At 58.6% G+C, this 23,409-nt stretch carries 21 protein-coding genes; 11 read left to right on the top strand and 10 right to left on the bottom strand.

Going from position 1 to position 23,409, the window contains the following annotated elements:
• Positions 1–51: 51 nt before the first annotated feature.
• Complete coding sequence (locus QLQ16_RS14215; RefSeq protein ID WP_283225322.1) at positions 52–1,035, top strand: quinone oxidoreductase family protein; 984 nt, start codon at positions 52–54, stop codon at positions 1,033–1,035.
• A gap of 102 nt (positions 1,036–1,137) precedes the next feature.
• On the opposite strand, the gene QLQ16_RS14220 is transcribed toward QLQ16_RS14215, so the two are convergent.
• From QLQ16_RS14220 to QLQ16_RS14235, 4 genes are all read right to left on the bottom strand, one after another.
• Entirely contained in the window at positions 1,138–2,286 is a 1,149-nt protein-coding gene (locus tag QLQ16_RS14220) for an aminotransferase class V-fold PLP-dependent enzyme (protein WP_283225323.1), read from the bottom strand.
• Positions 2,287–2,398: 112 nt separating this feature from the next.
• The gene (gene lspA, locus QLQ16_RS14225; RefSeq protein ID WP_283225324.1) at positions 2,399–2,908 is read right to left on the bottom strand and encodes a signal peptidase II; all 510 of its coding nucleotides are present in this window, start codon (positions 2,906–2,908) and stop codon (positions 2,399–2,401) included.
• 26 nt (positions 2,909–2,934) lie between these two features.
• Complete coding sequence (gene ileS / locus QLQ16_RS14230; protein WP_283225325.1) at positions 2,935–5,814, bottom strand: isoleucine--tRNA ligase; 2,880 nt, start codon at positions 5,812–5,814, stop codon at positions 2,935–2,937.
• Between the two features lie 133 nt (positions 5,815–5,947).
• Complete coding sequence (locus tag QLQ16_RS14235) at positions 5,948–6,985, bottom strand: bifunctional riboflavin kinase/FAD synthetase (RefSeq protein WP_283225326.1); 1,038 nt, start codon at positions 6,983–6,985, stop codon at positions 5,948–5,950.
• 181 nt (positions 6,986–7,166) lie between these two features.
• Between QLQ16_RS14235 and QLQ16_RS14240 the strand changes: the two genes are divergently transcribed.
• Positions 7,167–7,724 carry an HNH endonuclease gene (locus QLQ16_RS14240; protein ID WP_283225327.1) on the top strand — a complete coding sequence of 186 codons (558 nt, stop codon included), beginning with the start codon at positions 7,167–7,169 and terminating at the stop codon, positions 7,722–7,724.
• A gap of 99 nt (positions 7,725–7,823) precedes the next feature.
• Positions 7,824–8,705 (top strand): DNA ligase, encoded by an 882-nt coding sequence (locus QLQ16_RS14245; RefSeq protein ID WP_283225328.1) that lies wholly within the window; start codon positions 7,824–7,826, stop codon positions 8,703–8,705.
• Positions 8,706–8,805: 100 nt separating this feature from the next.
• On the opposite strand, the gene QLQ16_RS14250 is transcribed toward QLQ16_RS14245, so the two are convergent.
• Together QLQ16_RS14250 and QLQ16_RS14255 are read right to left on the bottom strand one after the other, a co-directional pair.
• Positions 8,806–9,921, bottom strand: coding sequence for an acyl-CoA dehydrogenase family protein (locus tag QLQ16_RS14250; protein ID WP_283225329.1), 1,116 nt, complete (start codon positions 9,919–9,921; stop codon positions 8,806–8,808).
• A 10-nt stretch (positions 9,922–9,931) separates the two neighbouring features.
• Complete coding sequence (locus QLQ16_RS14255; protein ID WP_283225330.1) at positions 9,932–11,113, bottom strand: acyl-CoA dehydrogenase family protein; 1,182 nt, start codon at positions 11,111–11,113, stop codon at positions 9,932–9,934.
• Positions 11,114–11,266: 153 nt separating this feature from the next.
• On the opposite strand from QLQ16_RS14255, the gene purN reads away from it, so the two are divergent.
• Positions 11,267–11,842, top strand: a complete 576-nt coding sequence (purN, locus tag QLQ16_RS14260) for a phosphoribosylglycinamide formyltransferase (protein ID WP_283225331.1) — start codon at positions 11,267–11,269, stop codon at positions 11,840–11,842.
• Here the strand turns inward: purN and QLQ16_RS14265 are convergent.
• Positions 11,839–12,075 (bottom strand): DUF1653 domain-containing protein, encoded by a 237-nt coding sequence (locus tag QLQ16_RS14265; protein WP_283225332.1) that lies wholly within the window; start codon positions 12,073–12,075, stop codon positions 11,839–11,841. The two genes, purN and QLQ16_RS14265, sit on opposite strands and share 4 nt — an antisense overlap.
• 53 nt (positions 12,076–12,128) lie before the next feature.
• Between QLQ16_RS14265 and QLQ16_RS14270 the strand changes: the two genes are divergently transcribed.
• Complete coding sequence (locus tag QLQ16_RS14270; protein ID WP_283225333.1) at positions 12,129–13,424, top strand: RsmB/NOP family class I SAM-dependent RNA methyltransferase; 1,296 nt, start codon at positions 12,129–12,131, stop codon at positions 13,422–13,424.
• A gap of 112 nt (positions 13,425–13,536) precedes the next feature.
• The gene (locus tag QLQ16_RS14275; RefSeq protein WP_283225334.1) at positions 13,537–14,742 is read left to right on the top strand and encodes a DesA family fatty acid desaturase; all 1,206 of its coding nucleotides are present in this window, start codon (positions 13,537–13,539) and stop codon (positions 14,740–14,742) included.
• Positions 14,743–15,026: 284 nt separating this feature from the next.
• Here the strand turns inward: QLQ16_RS14275 and rpmG are convergent, their stop codons facing one another.
• From rpmG to trxB, 3 genes are all read right to left on the bottom strand, one after another.
• Complete coding sequence (gene rpmG, locus QLQ16_RS14280; RefSeq protein ID WP_006298735.1) at positions 15,027–15,197, bottom strand: 50S ribosomal protein L33; 171 nt, start codon at positions 15,195–15,197, stop codon at positions 15,027–15,029.
• Positions 15,198–15,223: 26 nt separating this feature from the next.
• Positions 15,224–15,457, bottom strand: coding sequence for a 50S ribosomal protein L28 (rpmB, locus tag QLQ16_RS14285; RefSeq protein WP_026039317.1), 234 nt, complete (start codon positions 15,455–15,457; stop codon positions 15,224–15,226).
• Positions 15,458–15,638: 181 nt separating this feature from the next.
• On the bottom strand, positions 15,639–16,598 hold the full coding sequence (gene trxB / locus QLQ16_RS14290; protein WP_283225354.1) for a thioredoxin-disulfide reductase: 960 nt from the start codon (positions 16,596–16,598) through the stop codon (positions 15,639–15,641).
• Between the two features lie 128 nt (positions 16,599–16,726).
• On the opposite strand from trxB, the gene QLQ16_RS14295 reads away from it, so the two are divergent.
• From QLQ16_RS14295 to QLQ16_RS14315, 5 genes are all read left to right on the top strand, one after another.
• The gene (locus tag QLQ16_RS14295) at positions 16,727–19,129 is read left to right on the top strand and encodes a DNA translocase FtsK (protein WP_283225335.1); all 2,403 of its coding nucleotides are present in this window, start codon (positions 16,727–16,729) and stop codon (positions 19,127–19,129) included.
• A 3-nt stretch (positions 19,130–19,132) separates the two neighbouring features.
• A complete protein-coding gene (gene lolA, locus QLQ16_RS14300; RefSeq protein ID WP_283225336.1) occupies positions 19,133–19,795 on the top strand; it encodes an outer membrane lipoprotein periplasmic chaperone LolA in 663 nt (220 codons plus the stop codon).
• A 7-nt stretch (positions 19,796–19,802) separates the two neighbouring features.
• On the top strand, positions 19,803–20,249 hold the full coding sequence (locus tag QLQ16_RS14305; RefSeq protein ID WP_283225337.1) for an AAA family ATPase: 447 nt from the start codon (positions 19,803–19,805) through the stop codon (positions 20,247–20,249).
• On the top strand, positions 20,242–21,543 hold the full coding sequence (locus QLQ16_RS14310; protein WP_283225338.1) for a replication-associated recombination protein A: 1,302 nt from the start codon (positions 20,242–20,244) through the stop codon (positions 21,541–21,543). The genes QLQ16_RS14305 and QLQ16_RS14310 overlap by 8 nt, the downstream gene beginning before the upstream one ends.
• A 69-nt stretch (positions 21,544–21,612) precedes the next feature.
• Positions 21,613–23,400, top strand: a complete 1,788-nt coding sequence (locus QLQ16_RS14315) for a site-specific DNA-methyltransferase (RefSeq protein ID WP_283225339.1) — start codon at positions 21,613–21,615, stop codon at positions 23,398–23,400.
• Positions 23,401–23,409: the final 9 nt, after the last annotated feature.

Genomic DNA, 23,409 nt, shown 5'->3' on the forward strand with positions numbered 1-23,409 from the left:
AATTCGTGGCACAGTCTCACATCGCTTGATTTACCCATTCAGGAGCTTTCCATGAGCATTGCAGTCCAGATCGACCAACACGGTGGTCCCGAAGTCATGAAACTGGTCGACGTCACCGTCGGCGAACCCGGCCCTGGCGAGATCCGCATCCGCCACAAGGCCATTGGCCTGAACTTCATCGATGTGTACCAGCGCAGCGGTTTGTACCAGCTGCCCATGCCCCTCAAGCTCGGCATGGAAGGCTCGGGCGTGGTCGAAGCCGTGGGCGAGGGTGTGACGCACCTCAAGGTCGGTGATCGCGCCGCCTATGCCAGCCAGCCCCCCGGCAGCTATTGCGAAGTGCGTGTGATGCCCGCCAAGTGCGTGTGCAAATTGCCCGATGCCATTTCGTTTGAAACCGGCGCGGCCATGATGCTCAAGGGCCTGACGGCCCAATACCTGCTCAAGCGCACCTTGCCCCAAGGCGGCCTGAAAGCCGGTGATTTTGTGCTGTTCCATGCCGCTGCTGGTGGGGTGGGCCTGATCGCTTGCCAATGGGCCAAGGCCTTGGGCCTGCGCCTGATTGGTACGGCAGGCAGCGATGCCAAATGCGCATTGGCCTTGGCCAACGGCGCCGAGTTCTGCATCAACTATTCCACCGATGATTTCCAGACCAAAGTCAAAGAGATCACGTGCGGCAAGGGCGTCAAAGTCGTGTACGACTCGGTGGGCAAAGACACCTGGGACAAGTCGCTCGATTGCCTGGCCCCGTTTGGCCTGATGGCCAGCTTTGGCAACGCCTCTGGCCCTGTGGCGCCTTTTGCACCGGGCATCTTGGGCCCCAAGGGCTCCATCTATGTCACGCGCCAGACCTTGTTCAGCCACATCACCACGCGCGAGAGCACGCAAGAGATGGCCGACGATTTGTTCGAGGCCGTGACCAGCGGCAAGGTCAAGATCCACATCGACCAGACCTTCCCTTTGGCCCAAATCCAAGACGCGCACATCGCGCTGGAAGCCCGTAAAACCACGGGCTGCACCATCATCACTTTGTGATGCTGGCATGGGGGCTGGGGCTGTGAATGCCCGGTTCCGTTGGCGCTTGAATGAAAAAACCGCTGCCCTCACGGGTCAGCGGTTTTTTTTGGCGCTCAGTGCTCAAGCAGCCAGCTTGGCCTTGGGTGCGATGGTCTCCAGCGCATCACTCAAGATTTGCAGGGTGCGCGGCACCTGGTGCCATTTGTCCAAGCCAAACAGGCCCATGCGGAAGGTGCGGAAATCGGCGGGTTCGTCGCACTGCAGCGGCACGCCCGCAGCGGTTTGCAGGCCCAGGGCCAAGAACTTCTTGCTGCTTTGGATGTCGGGGTCGGTGGTGTAGCTCACCACCACACCGGGCGCTTCAAAGCCGGGCGCAGCCACGCTGGGGAAGCCGTGCTCCAGCAGCAAGGCGCGCACTTGACGGCCCAGTGCCATTTGCTCTTCGCGCACTTTGGCAAAGCCATAGGCTTCGGTCTCGAGCATGGCTTCTTGCAAGCGCTGCAAGGCGTCGGTGGGCAAAGTGGTGTGGTACATGTGGGCACCACTTTCATAGGTCTCCATCACCTGCAGCCACTTTTTAAGATCCATCGCAAAAGTGGTGCTGGTGGTGCCATCAATGGCCTGGCGGGCACGCTCGCTCATCATGACCATGGCGCAGCAAGGCGAGCTGCTCCAGCCCTTTTGCGGGGCGCTGATCAGCACATCCACGCCGGTGGCTTTCATGTCCACCCACATGGCGCCCGAAGCGATGCAGTCCAGCACAAACAGGCCGCCCACGGCGTGCACCGCATCGGCCACGGCTTTGAGGTAGTCGTCGGGCAAGATCATGCCGGCGGCGGTTTCCACGTGGGGCGCAAACACCAGCGCTGGCTTTTCGGCGGCGATGGCGGCTTTGACTTCTTCAATCGGTGCAGGTGCCCAGGCTGCTTGTGGGCCAGCAGCGATGCGGCGGGCCTTGAGCACGCTGTGGCTCTTGGGGATTTGGCCCATGTCAAAAATCTGCGTCCAGCGGAAGCTGAACCAACCGTTGCGGATCACCATCACATGTTGGTTGGTGGCGAACTGGCGTGCGACGGATTCCATGCCGAAGGTGCCGCTGCCGGGCACCAAGGCCACCGAGTGGGCGCCGTAGACGTTTTTGAGCATGCGCGAGATGTCGGTCATCACGCCGCCAAAACGCTTGGACATGTGGTTCAGGGCGCGGTCGGTGTAGACCACCGAGAATTCGAGCAGACCGTCAGGGTCAATGTGGGGCAGCAAGCCGGGCATGGGGTGTCTCCGTTTTTTCAATCAGGGGCGAGAGCTTACCTGAGTTCCGTAAGACTGGCTTGGGGTGGGCGCATCCGCCATTGCGCATGCGCGCTTTGCGATCGGTGGCAGGTCAACGCCCGCAACGCACCCGCAAGATCTCGTCCAAGATCAAGAGGCCTGCGCCCAGGGTGATGGCGCTGTCGGCCATGTTGAAGGCCGGGAAGTGCCAGCGGCCCCAGAAGAAGTCGAGGAAGTCGATCACATAGCCGTGCAGCAGGCGGTCCACCACGTTGCCGACCGCGCCACCCAAGACCAAAGAAATGGCCAGGCAAAACAGGGTTTGGCCAGCGTGCGAGCGCAGCATCCACAGCATGAACAGCGTGGCCACCACGCCGATGCCGGTGAAGAACCAGCGCTGCCAGCCCCCCGCAGAGGCCAGGAAGGAAAACGCCGCACCATGGTTGTGGACCCGCACCAAGTTAAAGAACGAGGTGACCGGTGTGCTGTCGCCCAACTGGAATGCGCCAAGCACCAGCACTTTGGTGAACTGGTCGATCAGCAAAACCAGGAGCGCAATGCCCAGCCACAGCACCAGGCCTTGGCGTGAACCACTTTTGGCGAATTTTTTGGAGCTGGCCATGGGGTGTCTTTCGAAGTCAGACCGGATCAGGCCACCAGGCGGGTTTCGCCTTCGCCGTGCAGGTTGCTCACGCAACGGCCACACAGGGTGGGGTGATCTGAGTTGTGGCCCACGTCGTCGGCGTAGTGCCAGCAGCGTTCGCATTTGGGGGCTTGGCTGGTGGCCACTTGCACGGCCATGGTCTCGCCTGCTTGCAGCGTCACTTTGGAGGTGATGAACACAAACTTGATGTCTGCTCCCAGACTGGCCAGCAAAGCGTGGTCTGCCGCAGGAGCGGTCACGGTGATCTCTGCTTGCAAGGAGGCGCCCACCTGGCCTGCTGTGCGGACCACCTCGATGTCCTTGTTGACCAGGTCACGGATCTCGCGGATGCGGCTCCATTTGGCTAGCAACTGATCATCAGCAGCGCCAAAGTCACTGAAGGTTTCCATGAAGATGGATTCGGAATTGCCAAAGGTGCTCCAGGCTTCCTCGGCGGTGAACGACAGGAACGGTGCCATCCAGCGCAGCATGCCGTGGGTGATGCGGTACAGCGCGGTTTGTGCGCTGCGGCGGGCCAGCGATTTGGGCGCGGTGGTGTAGAGGCGGTCTTTCAGCACGTCCAGGTAGAACGCGCCCAGGTCTTCCGAGCAGTACACCTGCAATTTACTGACCACGGGGTGGAATTCATACGCGTCAAAGTGGGCGCGGATGTCGGCCTGCAATTGCGCGGCGCGGGCCAAGGCAAAGCGGTCGATCTCCAGCAGTTGGTCATCGGTCACGGCATCCTTTGCCGGGTCGAAGTCGCTCACGTTGGCCAGCAAGAAGCGCAGCGTGTTGCGGATGCGGCGGTAGCTGTCCACCACGCGGGCCAGGATCTTGTCGTCGATGTTGAGGTCGCCCGAGTAGTCGGTGCTGGCCACCCACAGGCGCACGATCTCGGCACCCATCTTGGAGGTGATGGTTTGGGGCTCCACGGTGTTGCCCAGCGACTTGCTCATCTTGCGGCCTTGGCCGTCGGTGGCAAAGCCGTGGGTCAAGAGGCCTTTGTAGGGCGCACGACCTTCGAGCGCGCAGCCCAGCAGCAGCGAGCTGTGGAACCAGCCGCGGTGCTGGTCATGGCCTTCCAGATACAGGTCGGCCTCCGGCCCTTCGGCGTGGAAGGGCTCGCGGTCGTAAGCGTCTTTGTGGCTGCCGCGCAGCACGTGGCGGAAGGTCGAGCCCGAGTCGAACCAGACTTCCAGGATGTCGGTGCTTTTGGTGTAGCTGGGGGCATCGGTTGCGCCCAAGATGTCTTCCACCGTGACGCGGCTCCAGGCTTCAATGCCGCCTTTTTCCACAATGTCAGCGGCCTGGTCCAGGATGGCCATGGTGTTGGGGTGCAGCTCGCCACTGTCTTTGTGCAAGAAGAAGGGCACCGGCACACCCCAAGAGCGCTGGCGCGAGATACACCAGTCAGGGCGGTTGGCGATCATGTCGCGCAGGCGGGTTTTGCCGTTTTCCGGATAGAACTGGGTTTGGTCGATCGCGTCCAGCGCCAGCTGGCGCAAGGTCTTGGGGGCCTTGTCCTTCGTGAACACGCCTTCGCCTTCGTCCATGCGCACAAACCACTGGGCGGCAGCACGGTAGATGACGGGCGTTTTGTGGCGCCAGCAGTGCGGGTAGCTGTGGGTGATCTCCACGGTGGACATCAGGCGGTCGCTTTGGCCCAGCACCTCGATCACGCGTGCACAAGCTTTCCAGATGTGCTGGCCGCCAAAAAAGGGCAGCTCGGGCGCATACACACCATTGCCTTGCACGGGGTTGAGTATGTCGTCGTAGGCCAGGCCGTTGGCGATGCAGGAGTTGAAGTCGTCCACGCCATAGGCGGGGGCTGAGTGCACAAGACCCGTGCCGTCGGTGGCGGTCACATAGTCGGCCAGGTACAGAGGCGATTTGCGGCGGTAGCTGTAGGCGCCGCCTTCACCTTCGGTCACGGCGTCGTGCAGCGGGTGACGGAACACCAGGCCGCGCAGCTTCTCGCCCACAGCGGTGGCGATCACGGTGCCTTCCAACTTGTAGCGCTCCAGGCATTTCTCGACCAGGCTGGCGGCCAGCAGCAGCACGCCGCGGGGCGTGTCCACCAGCGCGTAGTCCAGCTCAGGGTGGGCGTTGAGCGCTTGGTTGGCGGGAATCGTCCAAGCGGTGGTGGTCCAGATAACGGCAAAGGCCTTTTTGGTGCCTTCGCCAGGCAGCTTGGGCAGGCCAAAGGCGGCGGCCAAGGCCGCGTTGTCGTCGGCTTCAAAGGCCACGTCCAGCGTGTCGCTCTTTTTGTCGGCGTATTCGATTTCGAATTCGGCCAAGGACGATCCGCAGTCAAAGCACCAGTAAACGGGTTTGAGGCCACGGTAGACAAAGCCGCGCTCGATCACGCGTTTGAAGGCGCGGATTTCACCGGCTTCGTTGGCGAAATCCATGGTGCGGTAGGGGCGCTCCCAGTCGCCCAGCACGCCCAGGCGCTTGAAGTCTTCGCGCTGCTGGTTGATCTGCTCGGTGGCAAAGGCGCGGCTCTTGGCCTGCATGTCGTCACGGCTCAGGTTGCGGCCATGCAGTTTTTCGATCGCGTTTTCGATCGGCAAGCCATGGCAGTCCCAGCCGGGGATGTATTGCGCATCAAAGCCAGCGAGTTGCTTGGACTTGACGATCATGTCTTTGAGCACTTTGTTGAGTGCGTGGCCAATGTGCAGTTTGCCGTTGGCGTAAGGCGGGCCGTCGTGCAGCACAAACAGCGGGGCACCGCGCCGGGCGGCGCGCAGTTTTTTGTACAGGCCGCCTTCGTTCCAGTCCTTCACCCAGCCCGGCTCGCGCTTGGGCAGGTCGCCGCGCATCGGGAAGGGGGTGTCCATCATGTTGATGCGGGTGTCGGCGTTCTGGTCTTTTTCGGTCATGGTGCGTCAAGTCGAGAGGGCTTCGACAAGCTCAGCCCGAGCGGTTTGTCGTTCGGAGAGAAAGGGGAGAGGGGGGGGCCGTTTTTTCGTTCGCCCTGAGCCTGTCGAAGGGCAGCAAACGAGGGCCAGAGCGTCAAATTCGGTCGCGGGTGGTTTGGCGGTGCGTCTCGCTGTGGCGCGAGGCAAACCACGCGTGCGCGTCGTCGCAGTCCTGGGCGATGCCTTTCGTCAGGGCGTCCAGACCGTCGTATTTGAGCTCGTCATGTAGTTTGTGCAGCAGATCCACGCGGATGATTTTACCGTAGCCCCCCTCGGGGCCCAGATCGGACGGCCAGTCGAAGGCGTGGGTCTCCAAGAGCACGCGCCCGCCGTTGACGTCATTCGGGTCCAGTGAAGGCCGGATGCCCAGATTGGCCACGCCCTTCAAGGGCTGGTCCGCTAAGCCATGCACCTGCACCACAAAGATCCCGCTGGCGGCGGGTTTCCAGTGTGAAAAACGCAAGTTCAGGGTGCGAAAGCCGTCGCCCGCGCCTTGCGCCGTGGCGGCCAGCTCTCGGCCGAGCTTGCGCCCATGCACCACATGGCCGCTGATGCTGTAGGGGCGGCCCAGCAGGGCGGCCACGTCGTTCATGCGGTCCTGGCCCAGCGCATCACGCACAGCCGAGCTCGACACGCGCAGGCCATGCACTTCATACGAATTCATCCGGGCCACATCAAAGCCCAGGCGCTGGCCTGCGGCATCGAGCATGGCGTAGTCGCCCGCCCGTTTGGCCCCAAAGCGGAAGTCGTCGCCGACCTGCACATAGCGCACACCCAAGCCTTGGATCAGCACCTTTTGGATGAAGTCTTCGGGGGACTGGCTGGCCAGCTCGGCATCGAAGGGCACCACCACGACTTGGTCAACCCCGCAGCGCTCGAGCTCTTGCAGCTTGTCGCGCAAGGTGGCGATGCGGGCCGGGGCCAGTTCGGGCTTGTTCAGGGCCTTGGCGAAATAGTCGCGGGGGTGGGGCTCGAAGGTCATCACGCAGCTGGGCACGCCCCGGTGGGCCGCTTCGCTGCGCAAAAGCGCCAGCATGGCCTGATGGCCACGGTGCACACCATCGAAGTTGCCGATGGTCAGTGCGCAGGCAGGGGCCAAATCTGGGTGATGAAAACCGCGAAAAACCTTCATGGTGATGTGGGTGCGTTGGGGCTGGACTTGAGGCTTTTGCCCTTTGTCATGGTTTTGAGAAATTCAGAGGGTATATTGTGACTGAGCCCGATCCTCACAAGCTCGTCCCCGTGCCTGGCTTGTCTGGACCGAGACAGTCCCCATCCTTTTCAGTGCTTGCATCTGTTGTCAGGAGTTGTGTGTGAAGGTCTTGAAACTCTCTGCCCAAGGGCTGCCCCAGTCGTGGATCACGCTGGAGCAAGCGGTCACCCATTACGCCGCCGACGAGGTGCGCTGGGAGGCGGGCCGCCAGGTGGCCGTTTTTCGCGGCGGCCACAACGCGGTCACGGGCGAGCAGTCGGTCATCGCGGTCAACAGCATCATTGGCACCCAGGGCGTGCCGCGCATCAACCCGTTTGACATGCGGTCAGGCCTGACCAACCCCAAGCTCTTTGTGCGCGACCGCAATGTGTGTGCCTACTGCGGTGGCCATTTCCATGAATCGGTGCTGACCCGAGAGCACATCGTGCCTTTGTCGCAAAAAGGGCCAGACCACTGGATGAATGTGGTCACCGCCTGCCGGTCATGCAACCACCGCAAAAGCAGCCGCACACCCGAGCAGGCCCACATGCCTTTGCTTTACGCGCCCTATGTGCCCAGCCTTTGGGAAGACTTCATCTTGCGCAACCGCCGCATCCTGTCTGACCAGATGGCGTTTTTGATGGCGCATGTGCCCAAGAGTTCGCGCCTCTTGGTCTGAGTTGCTGCGCACTTGCCGTGGCGGTGGATTCGCCGCATCATGGCACCCTGAAATCACAAAGCCCGGGCCACGCAGTCCGGCGCATTCAGGGAGCCCCGCATGACCATGTTCCGTTCACCACGGGCGTCAGCCCTGTCCAGGCGCGCCTTTTTGCTGCAGGCAGCCAGTGCCAGTTTGTTGGCGCCAGAGGGCGCCGTCGCCGCCAGCAATTCAGACCGGGTGCAGTTGGCATCGGCATGGCCGGTGGGGCAATCGCCAAGCGGGTATTTGGTCAGCGAAAAATTCGACGGTGTGCGTGCCGTCTGGGATGGGCAGGTTCTGCGTTTTCGCAGTGGCCGAACGATCTCTGCGCCCCCGTGGTTTTTGTCGGGATTGCCGGCCACACCGCTGGACGGTGAGTTGTGGATGGCCCGGGGGCAGTTCGATCGCGTTTCGGGCGCGGTCCGCAAAGCGGTGCCACAAGACGCTGAGTGGCGTGATGTGAACTACCTGGTGTTCGATGCTTGGGGCCGTGCAGAGCCTTTTGTCCAGCGTGTGGACGTGCTCATGCAGGCCATCAAAAAAGCCCAGCAGCCTTGGTTGATCCCGGTTGCGCAATCGGTCCTGGCCGATAACGCCGCATTGCAGGCCCAGCTGAAAGCGGTGATCGAACAAGGCGGTGAAGGCTTGGTTCTGCACCGAGCCGATGCCTTTTGGCAAGCCGGCAGAACGCAGGCCTTGTTCAAACTCAAACCCCAGCCCGATGAAGAGGCGCAGGTGGTGGGGTATCAGGCGGGCAAAGGTCGCTTGAAAGGACTCACGGGCGCCTTGCTGGTCGAGACCGCCCAAGGCCAGCGTTTTGCGCTGGGGACGGGCTTGAGCGATGCCCAGCGCCGCACCCCGCCGCCACTGGGCACCTGGGTCACCTACAGCTACCGAGACCGCACCCCATCAGGCTTGCCGCGTTTTGCCAGCTTTGTGCGGGTGCGGGATCCAGAATGAACAAGGGCTCCTTGCGGAGCCCTTGTGGTTTGCTGCTGTAGGTCGGAGCTTCAGCTCCGACATGGCCCGTTTCGATACAGGCGGCATGTCGGGTGACGGATCAGGCAAACACGCCCGCTGTCTCTTGCATGCGGTCCGAGACTTGGCCCAGATGGTGCAGTGTGTCGCCAAAGGTCATGTCCAGCTGCGTCAATTTCTTGAAGTAGTGGCTCACGATGTACTCGTCCGTGACGGCAATGCCGCCGTGCAGTTGCACAGCCTGTTGGCCAATGAAGCGCATGGACACGCCCAGCTGGTACTTGGCGCGGGCCATGGCGCGGCGGCGCTCTTCGGCTGGCGCGTGCAGCTTGAGGGTGGCGTAGTAGCTCATGGAGCGGGCCAATTCCAGTTGCATCTTCATGTCCGAGACGCGGTGACGCAGGGCCTGGAAGCTGGCGATGACCACACCGAACTGCTTGCGGGTGTTCATGTAGTCCACGGTGATGGCCAAGGTCTTGTCCATCACGCCCACCGCCTCGGCACAAGTGCAGGCGATGCCGATGTCCACCGCTTCTTCCAAAGCGGCCAGGCCATTCAGGGTGATCAGCTGGGCAGGGGCTTGGCTCAGCACCACTTCGGCGGCACGTGAGCCGTCTTGCGTGACATAGGCCTGGGCGCTCACGCCGCTGGCGCTGCGCTCGACCAAGAACAAGGCGATTTGGCCGTTCACAGTGGCGGGCACCACAAAAGCGTCGGCCTGATCGCCCACAGCCACCAGGCTCTTGGTGCCTGTCACGGTCCATGCACCGCCCGATTCGCTGGCCTGGGTGGCGCAGCGGTTCAGTTGGTAACGGGCACCGCGCTCTTGCTGCGCCAGCACGACAATGGCTTCGCCGCTGGCCATGCGGGGCAACCAAGCCGCTTGCAGGGCGGCAGGTGCGTGGGTTTGCAGCGTGGCGCTGCAGATCAGGGTTTGGGTCAGGGGCTCGAGCACGATGCCGCGGCCGAGTTCTTCCATGGTGACCATGGCCTCGGTCGGGCCCATGCCCATGCCGCCGTTGTCTTCGCTCACATACAGGCCCGTCAGGCCCAACTCGGCCAACTCGGTGTAGGCGGTGCGGTCAAAACCGCCAGCGGCCACGGTGGCGCGGCGGCGGTCAAAGTCGTAGCCCTTGTCCACCCATTTGCGCACCGCGTCGCGCAGTTGCTCTTGATCGTCAGAAAAATCGAAATCCATGTGTGTCTCCTTAACCCAGAACTGTCTGGGCGACGATGTTGCGTTGCACTTCGTTGCTGCCGCCGTAAATGGTGGTCTTGCGCATGTTGAAGTAGTTGGCGGCCAATGGCGCGTTGGCCACCACACCGCCTGGGAAGTTGCCTTGCCAGCCCGCGTCCATGGCTTCGAAGATGTAGGGCAGGGCAAAGGGGCCAGCGGCTTGCATCATCAGCTCGGTGTAGCGCTGCTGGATTTCGCTGCCCTTGATCTTCAAGAGGCCCGCGATGTCGAGTGAGTTTTTGCCCGATTTTTCGGCCGACAAGACACGCAGCACCAGCATTTCCAGGGCGACGATGTCCACTTCGAGCTTGGCGATTTCGTCACGGAAGCGCAGGTCGTCGTACACACCTTCGGCTTTGGCGATGCGCTTCAAGCGCTCCAACTCCCGCTTGGCGCGGTTCACATCGGCGATGTTGGTGCGCTCGTGGGCCAGCAGGTGCTTGGCGTAGTTCCAGCCCTTGTTCTCTTCGCCAATCAGGTTCTTGGCGGGCACTTCGACGTTGTCAAACCAGACTTCGTTGACCTCGCACTCGCCGTCCAGCAGCTTGATGGGGCGCACGGTGATGCCGGGCGACTTCATGTCGATCAACAAAAAGGAGATGCCGGTTTGGGGCTTGCCTTCGTTGCTGGTGCGCACCAGGCAGAAGATCCACTCGCCGTACTGACCCAAGGTGGTCCAGGTTTTCTGACCGTTGACGATGTATTTGTCGCCCACGCGCTCGGCGCGTGTTTTGAGCGACGCCAAGTCCGAGCCCGAACCCGGCTCGCTGTAGCCCTGGCTCCACCAGACTTCGCCGCTGGCGATACCGGGCAAAAAGCGCTGCTGTTGCTCGGCATTGCCAAAGGCCATGATCACGGGGGCCACCATCACCGGGCCAAAAGGCACCACGCGGGGAGCACCGGCCAAGGCGCATTCTTCTTCAAACAAATGCTTTTGCACCGCGGTCCAGCCGGGGCCGCCAAACTGCGTGGGCCAACCCCAGCCCAGCCAGCCTTTTTTGCCCAAAATCTTGGCCCAGCGCTGCATGTCGTCACGCGTCAGGCGCATGGCCGCGTGCACTTTTTGCGAAATGTCGGCGGGCAAGTTGTCCTTGACCCAGGTGCGGATCTCGTCGCGGAACGCGAGTTCTTCGGGGGTGAATGCCAAATCCATGGGGGAGTTTCTCCGTTGGTGAAAGCTTGGTGTTTGCGCGGCGCAAACAAAATCAAACGACCGTGCTTTTTATCACGCGTCAGCCGTACATTCCTGTCTTAGGAGCGACAAACAAGGGTTTGCATGGGGTGTGCTGGGATAATCCGCGCACACATGAAAAACATTGTCATTTTGATTTCTGGCTCGGGCTCCAACATGGCGGCCATCGTGCGTGCCGCCGAGCAAGAACGCTGGGCCGATCGCCTCCAAGCCCGTGTGGCCGCGGTGATCAGCAACAAGGCCGATGCCCAAGGCTTGGCCTTTGCTCAAGAACATGGCATCGCCACGGCGGTGCTGGACCACAAAGCCTTTGCCAGCCGAGAAGATTTCGATGCGGCCCTGATGGCGCGCATTGATGCTTTTTCACCCAGCCTGGTGGTGCTCGCAGGCTTCATGCGCATCCTCACGCCGGGTTTTGTGGCGCATTACGCGGGACGTTTGCTCAACATCCACCCGTCCTTGTTGCCCGCCTTTCCAGGTTTGAACACGCACCAACGGGCCATCGATGCTGGCTGCAAGTTTGCCGGAGCCACGGTGCACCAAGTCACGGCCGATCTGGACCATGGGCCCATCCTTGATCAGGCGGTGGTGCCGGTGATGGCGGATGACACCCCCGAGCAATTGGCCGCACGCGTGCTCACGCAAGAGCACTTGATCTACCCGCGTGCTGTGGCGCAGTTCTTGGCTTAATCGCCCACGCGCTCAAAGCGCGGCTGCACCTTGCCGTTGAACTCGGCCACATCGCCAAACATGGCCGCAGGGCGCACCCACAGGCCTTGTTCGCCATAAAGCGCTTGGTAAAGCGTCATGGGCTGCAGGTCTTCGCTGTGGCGAACGGTGCCCAGCACGCGGTACATGCCGCCTTTGTAGTGTTTGTAGAGGCCCTTGGGGGTTTCGATCAGGGGTGGCAGGTTTTCCGACATGTCTTTCCTTGGGTCTTTCTGGCAAGCAGGGCAGGGATGGGACAATACACCCCATGCATCCAAAAGCCCTTTTAGACGCCTGCGCCGATCTGGTCAGGCTGGTTCTCCAATTTGAACATCCCGCCGACGCTGTCGTGTCGCGTTATTTCCGTGAGCACCGCTCGCTGGGTCCGCGCGAGCGCGCCACCCTGGCCGAAACCGCATTCGCGGTGCTGCGCAAGAAACTGCTGTTCGAGCAATTGGCCCGCTCAGGCTCCGGCCCCAAAGAGCGCAAGCTGGCCATTTTGGGTTTCTTTGGCCCACGCGACTTTTTGGCCGCCGCTTTGAACGACACCGAAAAGAAATGGCTGGCCACCTGCGACAGCATTCCAGCCGATGCCCTGATGGCCCCGCATCGCCACAACCTGCCCGAGTGGATGGCGCAAGCTTTGCAGGCGCAGTTGGGCGATGACTTCTGGGCCTTGGCCGAAAACCTGCAGCAAGCGGGCACACTCGATCTGCGTGTGAATACCCTGCAAGCCAAGCGCAACGAGATCCAAAAAGAATTGGCGCAAGCGGGCATCGCCTCTGAGCCCACACCTTATTCACCTTGGGGTCTGCGCTTGCAGGGCAAGCCAGCGCTGCAAAAGACCGATGCTTTCACACGCGGGGCGATCGAGGTCCAAGACGAAGGCTCGCAATTGCTGGCCTTGTTGGTCGATGCCCACCGTGGCGAGATGGTGGTGGACTTTTGTGCAGGTGCGGGCGGCAAGACGCTGGCGCTGGGCGCGTCCATGCGCAGCACGGGCCGTTTGTACGCTTTTGATGTGTCTGGCCATCGCCTTGATGCGCTCAAGCCGCGCATGGCCCGCAGCGGCTTGTCCAATGTGCATCCGGCAGCGATTGCGCATGAGCGCGATGACCGCGTCAAGCGATTGGCCGGCAAGATCGACCGCGTCTTGGTCGATGCGCCTTGCTCGGGTCTTGGCACCTTGCGCCGCAACCCGGACTTGAAGTGGCGTCAAAAGCCCCAAGCTGTGCAAGAGTTGACCGAAAAGCAGTTGGCCATCTTGCAAAGCGCTTCGCGCATGGTCAAGTCGGGTGGCCGTCTGGTCTATGCCACCTGCAGCGTGTTGCCCGAAGAAAACGAACTGATCGCGCAAGCCTTCAGTGCCGCCAATCCTGACTTTGTTCCCCTCAATGCAGCGCAAGAACTCGAGCGCCTGAAGGTGCCAGGTGCGGATGGTTTGTGCGCCCCGGCCATGACCGTGGCCGAAGACGGTACGCGTTCAGGCGGGGATTTCTTGCGTTTGTGGCCGCATCGCCATGGCACGGATGGCTTTTTTGCCGCAGCCTGGACTAGAAAGTAAGTGTTTGGGATTCAATTGCGGGCTTGGCAGTCCGAAAGAACTGTCCTTTTGAGCCTGAAAAACTTAAAATCGAAAGATTGCCCGAAAACGGGTGAACGTAGAAAGTAAATGCATGTTGTTGCCTGATTCGGCTTTTTTTGATGCCTTGATCCATTGGATGGGTCATGGAATGTTTGACCTTGCCTGGTGGCAAATCGTGTTGGTGACCTTGGGCCTGACCCACATCACCATCGCCAGCGTGACGATTTTCCTGCACCGCCATCAAGCGCACCGCGCTTTGGACTTGCACGCCATTCCTTCGCATTTTTTCCGTTTTTGGCTGTGGCTGACCACGGGCCAGGTGACCAAAGAGTGGGCGGCCATCCACCGCAAACACCACGCCAAGTGCGAGCAGGCCGAAGACCCGCACAGCCCCCATGTGTACGGCATCAAGACCGTGCTGCTGACTGGCGCTGAGTTGTACCGCAAGGAATCCAAAAACCTGGACACCATGAAGCGTTATGGCCATGGCACCCCCGATGACTGGATCGAGCGCAACCTGTACACCCGCTTTTCCTGGCAAGGTGTAGCTTTGATGCTGATCATCGACGTGGCCTTGTTCGGCTTCATTGGTCTGACCATCTGGGCGGTGCAAATGGCCTGGATCCCGATCACAGCGGCCGGCATCATCAACGGCGCCGCCCATTACTGGGGTTACCGCAACTTTGAAGCGCACGACGCCAGCACCAACATCTCGCCTTGGGGCATCTTGATTGGCGGCGAAGAGTTGCACAACAACCACCACACCTACCCCACATCGGCCAAGTTGTCGGTCAAGCCTTACGAGTTCGACTTGGGCTGGGCCTACATCCGAACCCTCGAAATCATGGGTTTGGCCACCGTCAAGAAAACCGTACCGCGCCTGGCCTACGGCGACATCCGCCCTGTGGCCGACGAGAAAACCCTCGAAGCCTTGATCGCCAACCGCTACGAAGTCATGGCCGGTTATGCACGCAATGTGCGCGCTGTGATGCAGCAAGAAGCCAGCAAGTTGGATGTCAATGTGCAGCAAGCGGCCAAGCGTTGGTTGCACCGCGATGCGGCCAAAGTGCCCGCTGAGGCGCAGGACCAGCTCAAGCAAGCGCGTGCTGCCAGCCCAGTGCTCGACAAGATGCTGCAAATGCGTGACGAGCTCAGCCAGATCTGGCTCAACACCTCGCACTCGCGCGAGCAACTGGCCGCCGACTTGCAAGCTTGGTGCCGCCGGGCCGAAGAAAGTGGCATTGCTGCGCTGCGTGACTTTTCGGTCAAGTTGCGCGCTGTGCGCCAGCCTGGCTAATGCGCACTCTGGCTGCACGCATCAAAAGGACCTTCGGGTCCTTTTCTTTTGGTGGAGTAAACACCACGGGCTTGAAGTGTCGGTGCTGAAGCCACCGACCCGCATCCTTTTCAACTTGATTGTCGTCGCAGGTCGGCGTGTCAGCTCCGCCATCCAGTGCCCCGTCAAAGTCATGGCCACAGCAAAGGCCGATCCCCCATCGCCGATCATCCTCACAACTGTTTCGGACATAAAAAAACCCGCTGCGTTGGCAGCGGGTTTTTGGTGGGAAGGCTCAGGCCGAATCACTTCAGCTTGATTTCCTTGTATTCAACATGCTTGCGAGCTTTGGGGTCGAACTTCATGATCGACATTTTCTCGGGCATGGTTTTCTTGTTTTTGCTGGTCGTGTAGAAGTGACCAGTGCCAGCTGTGGATTCCAGCTTGATTTTTTCGCGTCCGCCTTTGGTTGCCATGGTGTATGACTCCTAATGTTCTGGGTTTAGGCTTGACCGCGTGCACGCAGGTCTGCGAGCACGGCATCGATGCCGTTTTTGTCGATCAGGCGCAGAGCAGCGCTGGAGACGCGCAGACGCACCCAACGGTTTTCTGTTTCAACCCAGAAACGACGGTATTGCAGGTTCGGCAGGAACCGGCGCTTGGTTTTGTTGTTGGCGTGGGAAACGTTGTTCCCTGTCATTGGGCCTTTGCCCGTTACGTCGCAAACGCGTGCCATGTGGACACTCCGATACTTTTAAAACAGCCGGTGCCGATGGGTCTCATGCAGATTTGCATGGGGCCTGGCGCTCCAGCCTCACCTCGCCAAGATGGGTGGCGGTATCCCAGATCACTGAGCCTGTGATCCCCGGCGAATAGTCGGGGCAGATCCAGCAAAGCCAATCATTATACCCAGAAAATCAGGCTTCGTTTTGCTCCAGGAAGCGTTGGGCGTCCAAAGCGGCCATGCAACCGGTGCCGGCGCTGGTGATCGCCTGGCGGTAAACGTGGTCTTGCACGTCGCCTGCAGCGAACACACCGGGCACCGAAGTCTGGGTGGCAAAACCCTTCAAACCGCCTTGCGTCACGATGTAGCCGTTTTCCAGTTCCAGTTGGCCCTGGAAGATGTCGGTGTTGGGCGAGTGGCCAATGGCGATGAAGCAGCCTTTGAGTTCAATGTCTTGCAAGCTGCCGTCCACGGTGCTCTTCAAACGCACGCCCGTCACGCCAGTGTCGTCGCCCAGCACTTCCTCCAGCGTTTGGAAGGTCTTGAGCTCGATCTTGCCGGCGGCCACTTTGTCCATCAGCTTGTCCACCAAGATGGGCTCTGCCTTGAATTTGTCACGGCGGTGAATCAAATAGACCTTGCTGGCGATGTTGGACAGGTACAGGGCTTCTTCGACAGCGGTGTTGCCGCCGCCCACCACGCAGCACAACTGTTCGCGGTAGAAAAAGCCGTCACAGGTGGCGCAGCCGCTCACGCCACGGCCCATGAAGGCCTCTTCGGAGGGCAGGCCCAGGTATTTGGCCGAGGCGCCGGTGGCAATGATCAGGCTGTCACAGGTGTAGGTGCCGGCGTCACCGATCAGGGTGAAAGGGCGCTGCTCGAGCTTCACGGTGTGGATGTGGTCAAACACGATTTGGGTGTTGAAGCGCTCGGCGTGCTCCAAAAAGCGCTGCATCAGCTCGGGGCCTTGCACGCCATTGACGTCGGCGGGCCAGTTGTCCACTTCGGTGGTGGTCATCAACTGGCCGCCTTGAGCCATCCCAGTGATCAGCAATGGCTTGAGGTTGGCGCGGGCGGCATACACGGCAGCGGTGTAGCCAGCAGGGCCGGAGCCGAGGATCAGAACTTGGGCGTGTTGGGTGGGTGTGGACATGGTCTGCAAATCGGTGATGAAAAGGGGGATGGCAAGCATCGCGTGTTCTCTATTGTAAGAACCCACCAAAGGCTCGTCTGTGTGCAGGGAATCCGAGCTCCCAATCGGGTAAGCTTGCAGCTTAAGTTATGACCTATTCCCTCCACACCCTGAACCATTTGCCTTCTTCTGACGAGGAAGTCTCGGAACCGCGCCGTTTTTGGGCACGCTTTGCTCAGGAAATCAGTCTTTTGGTCGGCGCGGGTGTGTTGCTGTTGTGCCTGATGGCCTTGCTGAGTTACCAGGCGCTGGATCCGGCTTGGTCCACATCGGGCGCTGGTGGGAGCACACGCAACTGGATGGGACGATTCGGTGCCCTGTTTGCCGACATGGCCTATTTCATCTTTGGCTATTCCAGTTGGTGGTGCTTTGCAGCCGGCTTGCGCGCCTGGCTGTCGGGTTTGGCGCGTTGGTTGAGCGCAGGCGATGAAAGCCAAGCCGCAGATGACACGACCTTGCAGCGCAGGGCTTGGGTGTTTTGGTTGGGCTTGACGCTGCTCATGTCAGCCAGTGCCTGTTTGGAGTGGACACGCCTGTACCGCTGGGAGTCGCATTTGCCCGGTCACAGCGGCGGTATTTTGGGTTACGAACTGGGTCGCTTGGGCATGCAGTGGCTGGGCTTCAATGGATCGGGTTTGCTGGGGCTGGTGATCGGCGTCATCGGTGTGGCCATGGTGTTCCGCTTTTCATGGGGGCAGTTGGCCGAGAACATTGGTGAGCGGATTGACCGCCTGGTCCAATCGCGTCATGTGAAGAAAGAAATCGAAGAAGACTTTGCCTTGGGGCAGCAAGCTTTGCGCGAACGCGAACAAGTGCTGTCCATGCAAGCCGTGGAGCCGCAATGGGACCTGGACTCCGCACACCTGAATGCACCCGAAGGTCAGCTCGATTTGGAGCCAGTACCTGTGCCACCTCCTCCTGCACCCGTGGTGGTCATCGAGCCAGGCGTCATGGATGTGCCCCGCAGTGATCGAGTGGTCAAAGAGCGCCAAAAACCCTTGTTCAACGAATTGCCCGACAGCAAGCTGCCACAGGTGGATTTGCTGGACGCCCTGACAGCACGTCAAGAAACGGTGTCGCCCGAAACGTTGGAGATGACCAGCCGCCTGATCGAGAAGAAACTCTCGGACTTCGGCGTCAAGGTGCGGGTGGTGGCTGCTGCGCCTGGCCCCGTGATCACGCGTTACGAAATCGAGCCTGACACCGGCGTCAAGGGCTCGCAAATCGTCAACCTGGCCAAGGACTTGGCCCGCTCGCTCAGTTTGGTGTCGATCCGTGTGATCGAAACCATCCCTGGCAAAAACTACATGGCACTGGAATTGCCCAATGCCAAGCGCCAGTCGATCAAGCTCAGTGAAATTCTGGGCTCGCAGGTTTACAACGAAGCCAAGTCCATGCTGACCATGGGCTTGGGCAAGGACATCATCGGCAACCCGGTGGTGGCCGATCTGGCCAAGATGCCGCACGTGCTGGTGGCCGGTACCACCGGCTCAGGCAAATCGGTCGGTATCAACGCCATGATCTTGTCGCTGCTGTACAAGGCCGAAGCGCGTGATGTCCGCCTCTTGATGATCGACCCCAAGATGCTGGAGATGTCGGTCTATGAAGGCATTCCGCACCTGCTGGCCCCAGTGGTCACCGACATGCGCCAGGCCGCACACGGCCTGAACTGGTGCGTCGCCGAGATGGAAAAGCGCTACAAACTCATGAGCAAGATGGGCGTGCGCAATCTGGCCGGCTACAACCAGAAAATCGACGACGCCACAGCGCGCGAAGAATTCATCTACAACCCCTTCAGCTTGACCCCGGACGATCCCGAACCGCTCAAACGCTTGCCCCATATCGTGGTGGTGATCGACGAGCTGGCTGACTTGATGATGGTGGTGGGTAAGAAGATCGAAGAACTGATCGCTCGCCTGGCCCAAAAAGCCCGAGCTGCCGGCATCCATTTGATCTTGGCCACCCAGCGCCCCAGCGTGGACGTGATCACGGGCCTGATCAAGGCCAACATCCCGACCCGCATCGCGTTTCAGGTGTCCAGCAAGATCGACAGCCGCACCATCTTGGATCAGATGGGCGCTGAAGCCCTGCTGGGCATGGGCGACATGCTCTACATGCCTTCGGGCACCGGTTTCCCGATCCGTGTACACGGCGCTTTTGTGAGCGACGAAGAAGTGCACCGCGTGGTCAGCTACCTCAAGAGCCAAGGTGAGCCCGACTACATCGAAGGCGTGCTCGAAGGCGGCACCGTGGACGAAGACGGCGGCATGCTGGGTGAAGGTGAAGACGCTGAAAAAGACCCGATGTACGACCAAGCGGTCGAAGTCGTGCTCAAGAACCGCAAGGCCAGCATCTCCTTGGTGCAGCGCCACTTGAAGATCGGCTACAACCGGGCCGCTCGACTGGTCGAGGACATGGAAAAAGCAGGTCTTGTCAGCGCCATGAGCGGCAGCGGCCAGCGCGAAATTTTGGTGCCCGCGCGGGCCGAGTAACAAATGACCTTTTCACGTCGTCATGCGCTGAGCGGGCTGTGTTCAATCGCCTTCGGCCTGTCCGGTCCTGCGCACGCCGATGGGCTCGATGCCCTGAACCAGTTCATCAAGCAAACACGCAGTGGCCGGGCGCAGTTCACCCAAGTGGTCACATCGCCGCCCAAGTCGGGGCAGGTCGCGCGCAGCAAAACGTCGAGTGGCAGTTTTGAATTTCAGCGGCCTGGCAAATTCCGCTTCGACTACCGCAAACCTTTTGTGCAAACCTTGGTGGCCGATGGCCAGACCCTGTGGCTGCACGATGTGGACTTGAACCAGGTGTCGGCCCGCAACCAGGCGCAGGTCTTGGGTTCGACGCCGGTGGCCTTGCTGACGGCAGCCAGCGATCTGGAGGCCTTGAAGACCGACTTCCAATTCAAGGCTGAGGCCGATCGTGAGGGTCTGCAGTGGGTGCGCGCGACACCCAAGAAATCCGATGGCCAGATCCAGTCCGTGTTGGTGGGCTTGCGCGCCGCCGACAAGGGCGTGGAGCTGGCCGTGCTCGATGTGCAAGACGCATTGGGTCAACGCTCGGTTTTGAATTTCTCAGCCTTTGAGCTCAACCCCGCATTGCCGGCATCGGCTTTTGTGTTCAAGGCCCCCGCCGGTGCCGATGTGATCCGCCCCTGAGTCATTCATGACGGCCGTGCCCCTCTCGCCCCAAGCCCCGCTGGCCGAGCGCTTGCGCCCACGCCATTTGGGCGAAGTGATCGGGCAGCAGCATTTGCTCGGTGAAGGCATGGCGCTGCGCCTGGCTTTTGAATCGGGCCAGCCACACAGCTGCATTTTGTGGGGGCCACCGGGCGTGGGCAAAACCACCATCGCCCGCTTGATGGCCGACGCCTTTGATGCGCAATTCTTGAGCATCAGTGCGGTGCTCGGTGGGGTCAAAGACATCCGAGAAGCGGTGGAAAAAGCCGAAGCGGCCCGCACCGGTTTGCACCCCCAGCGCACCATCATGTTCGTTGACGAAGTGCACCGCTTCAACAAAGCTGTCAAGTCATATATAAATCAACAACTTAGAAAGGCATTTGTGCAATTCCTTGTGCTTCCCCATTGTTCAATGGGGGTGAAGCATGGCTGATTTGTTCGCACAAGAGCCCTCCGCACCACTGGCTGAAGCACTTCGTCCAAAGACCTTGGACGAGGTGGTCGGACAGTCGCACTTGCTGGGTGAAGGTAAGCCTTTAAGACTTGCCTTCCAGTCAGGCAAACCCCACTCCATGATCTTCTGGGGGCCGCCGGGTGTTGGCAAAACCACTTTGGCGCGCCTCACAGCTACAGCCTTCAAGTGCGAGTTCATTGCCTTGTCTGCGGTGTTCTCTGGTGTCAAAGACATTCGCGCTGCAATGGAGCAAGCACAGCAGAACCTTTCTATGGGCAAGCACACAATCTTGTTCGTAGATGAAATTCACAGGTTCAATAAGTCTCAACAAGACGCGCTTCTTCCTTATGCCGAAAGTGGGCTAGTCACCTTCATTGGTGCTACGACTGAGAACCCTTCTTTTGAAGTGAATTCGGCTTTGCTGTCGCGGGCTCAGGTCTATGTCTTGAAGTCTTTGACAGACGAAGAACTGAAGCTGTTGCTTGTTCGCGCTCAAGAGCTTGCCATTGGTCATCTTCAGTTTGACGACCTGGCTAGGGACACAATCATTGGTTATGCAGATGGGGACGCCAGAAGGTTCTTGAACTTGTTGGAGCAGACAAGCACAGCAGCTAAGGCTTCTGGGATTAAAGCAATCAATGCTGACTTCTTGCAGAATGCTTTGACTCTGAATAGTCGTCGCTTTGACAAGGGCGGGGACAACTTCTATGACCAAATTTCAGCCTTGCACAAGTCAGTGCGCGGGTCCCATCCTGATGCTGCTCTTTACTGGCTGACACGCATGTTGGACGGTGGTGCTGATGCAAGGTATTTGGCACGGCGCATTGTTCGCATGGCTTGGGAAGACATTGGGCTTGCTGATCCAAGGGCCATGCAGATAGCTAACGATGCTGCTTTGACCTATGAGCGGTTGGGTAGTCCTGAAGGTGAATTGGCATTAGGGCAAGCTGTGATATATCTGGCTGTAGCGGCAAAAAGCAATGCTGGTTACAACGCCTACAACCAAGCTAAAGCATTCGTGAAGCAGGACAAGAGCAGGGAGGTTCCTGTTCATCTTCGCAATGCCCCAACAAAGCTCATGAAGGAACTGGGTTATGGGCATGAGTACAGATATGCTCATGATGAACCCAATGCCTATGCTGCTGGTGAAACCTATCTTCCTGAAGGCATAGAAGAGCCGGGTTGGTATCAGCCAGTGCCAAGAGGACTTGAAGTCAAGATTGCTGAAAAGCTTGCTCTCCTGCGGAAGTGGGATGAGGAAGCTGGGGAATGAAAATTCAAACGAATTCCGATAAACATACACTGGTGCGAACTTGCCAGTGACTCATAAAAAAATAGATTTATGCCAACACTGCACTGGGTCGGAAAAAACAAGGTGGTCAACCACCATCATGATGTGCCATTCCGTTTGCTAGATAAGCAATACAGCTTCAAAGCCAACGAGGGTACCCCGGCCAACTCCATGAACAACCGAATAATTCATGGAGACAATTTAGAGTCCTTGAAAAGCCTTCTTCCAGAATTTGAAGGCAAGGTGAACTGCATCTATATTGATCCACCTTACAACACTGGCAACGAAGGTTGGGTGTACAACGACAATGTAAATGACCCCAAGATCAAGAAGTGGCTTGGTCAAGTAGTCGGTAAAGAAGGCGAAGACTTAAGCAGGCATGATAAATGGCTTTGCATGATGTATCCACGTCTGAAGTTGCTACATCGTTTGCTGGCTAAGAATGGTGTTTTGTTTTTGCAGTTGAATGATGATGAGCTTCATTATGCAAAAGTCTTAATGGATGAGATTTTTGGCAGGGACTCGTATATCAATGAGGTTTGCGTGAAGATGAAATTGACTGCTGGTGCTTCTGGTGGTGGTGAGGATAAAAGACTGAAGAAGAATATTGAGAACGTTCTTATCTACGCAAAAGATAGAACTGGTGACGGTGGATTTGAGAAGTTCAATGATGTCTACGATGAAGAGGATTTATTTGAAATCATTGAAGATATGGAATCTGAAGGAAAGAGTTGGAAGTACACAAGTGTTCTTTTGAATAAGGGTGACTTCATTGAGGAACGAATTGTTTTAGACGGTGCCGGTGAAGAAATTAAGGTAAAGAAATATAAGAATGTAAAACGAACCACAGTTAACTCATTGGTTAAAGGTGGAGTTGAGCGCGAAGACGCATACCTTGATAATTACAGTTGGATATTTTCGGATACCAATGCTCAAACCAGTATTCGAACTCGAATCATGGATGAGTTTGAATCGCTTGCTGATGATGAGCTTTTGATTGCCGAATATGTACCACGATCAGGACGTGATAAGGGTACTGTTGTTCAGCACTACTACATTAGTCCAACAATCAGAAGAGTTATCTGGTTGAAGGATACTGCGGTAAAGAGAGGCAAGAAGATTGTTAAGCTTGAGAAGGCTGGCACCTACTGGGACGGTTTTCCGCTTAATAACTTGACGAAAGAAGGCGGGATTCAATTTCCAAGTGGAAAGAAGCCAGTTCTTCTAATTGATAAGATTCTTCGCTTGGCAACTACCAAGAACTCCATCGTTCTTGATTCTTTTGCTGGCAGTGGCACAACTGCACATGCTGTTTTGAATCTTAATGCTCAAGATGGTGGAAGTCGTCGTTTCATCATGTGTGAAATGATGGACTATGCAGAAACTATCACTGCTGAACGGATTCGCCGTGTTATCAACGGCTATGCTGAAGGTAATAAAGTTGTTGCTGGGACTGGTGGCGGATTTGACTTCCTAAAGGTAGGTGAAGCTCTCTTCAAGGAAGACAGGAACCTCAATGAAGCAGTCGGTGCAGAAGCCATTAGAGGCTACGTGGCATACACTGAAAAAATTCCAACTGAAAAGCGCCTGGGCACTGAGAATTCTGTGAGCCCATATGCTTTGGGTTCAACGAATTCGGCTCTGTGTGTCTTCTATTATGAGAAGGATAGAGTGACGACACTTGATATTGATTTTCTTGGGCAACTGAAAATCAAGGGTCTACTCTCCAGACCCGAACAGTTCGTGATTTACGCTGACAAGTGTGCTTTGGATAAGGACTTCCTTTACAAGCACGGAATCACGTTCAAGCGCATTCCTCGTGACATCACACGATTCTAAGAAGAAGAA

Origin of the sequence: Limnohabitans lacus, from assembly GCF_030053395.1 — a bacterium.
GTDB lineage: Bacteria > Pseudomonadota > Gammaproteobacteria > Burkholderiales > Burkholderiaceae_C > Limnohabitans_A > Limnohabitans_A lacus.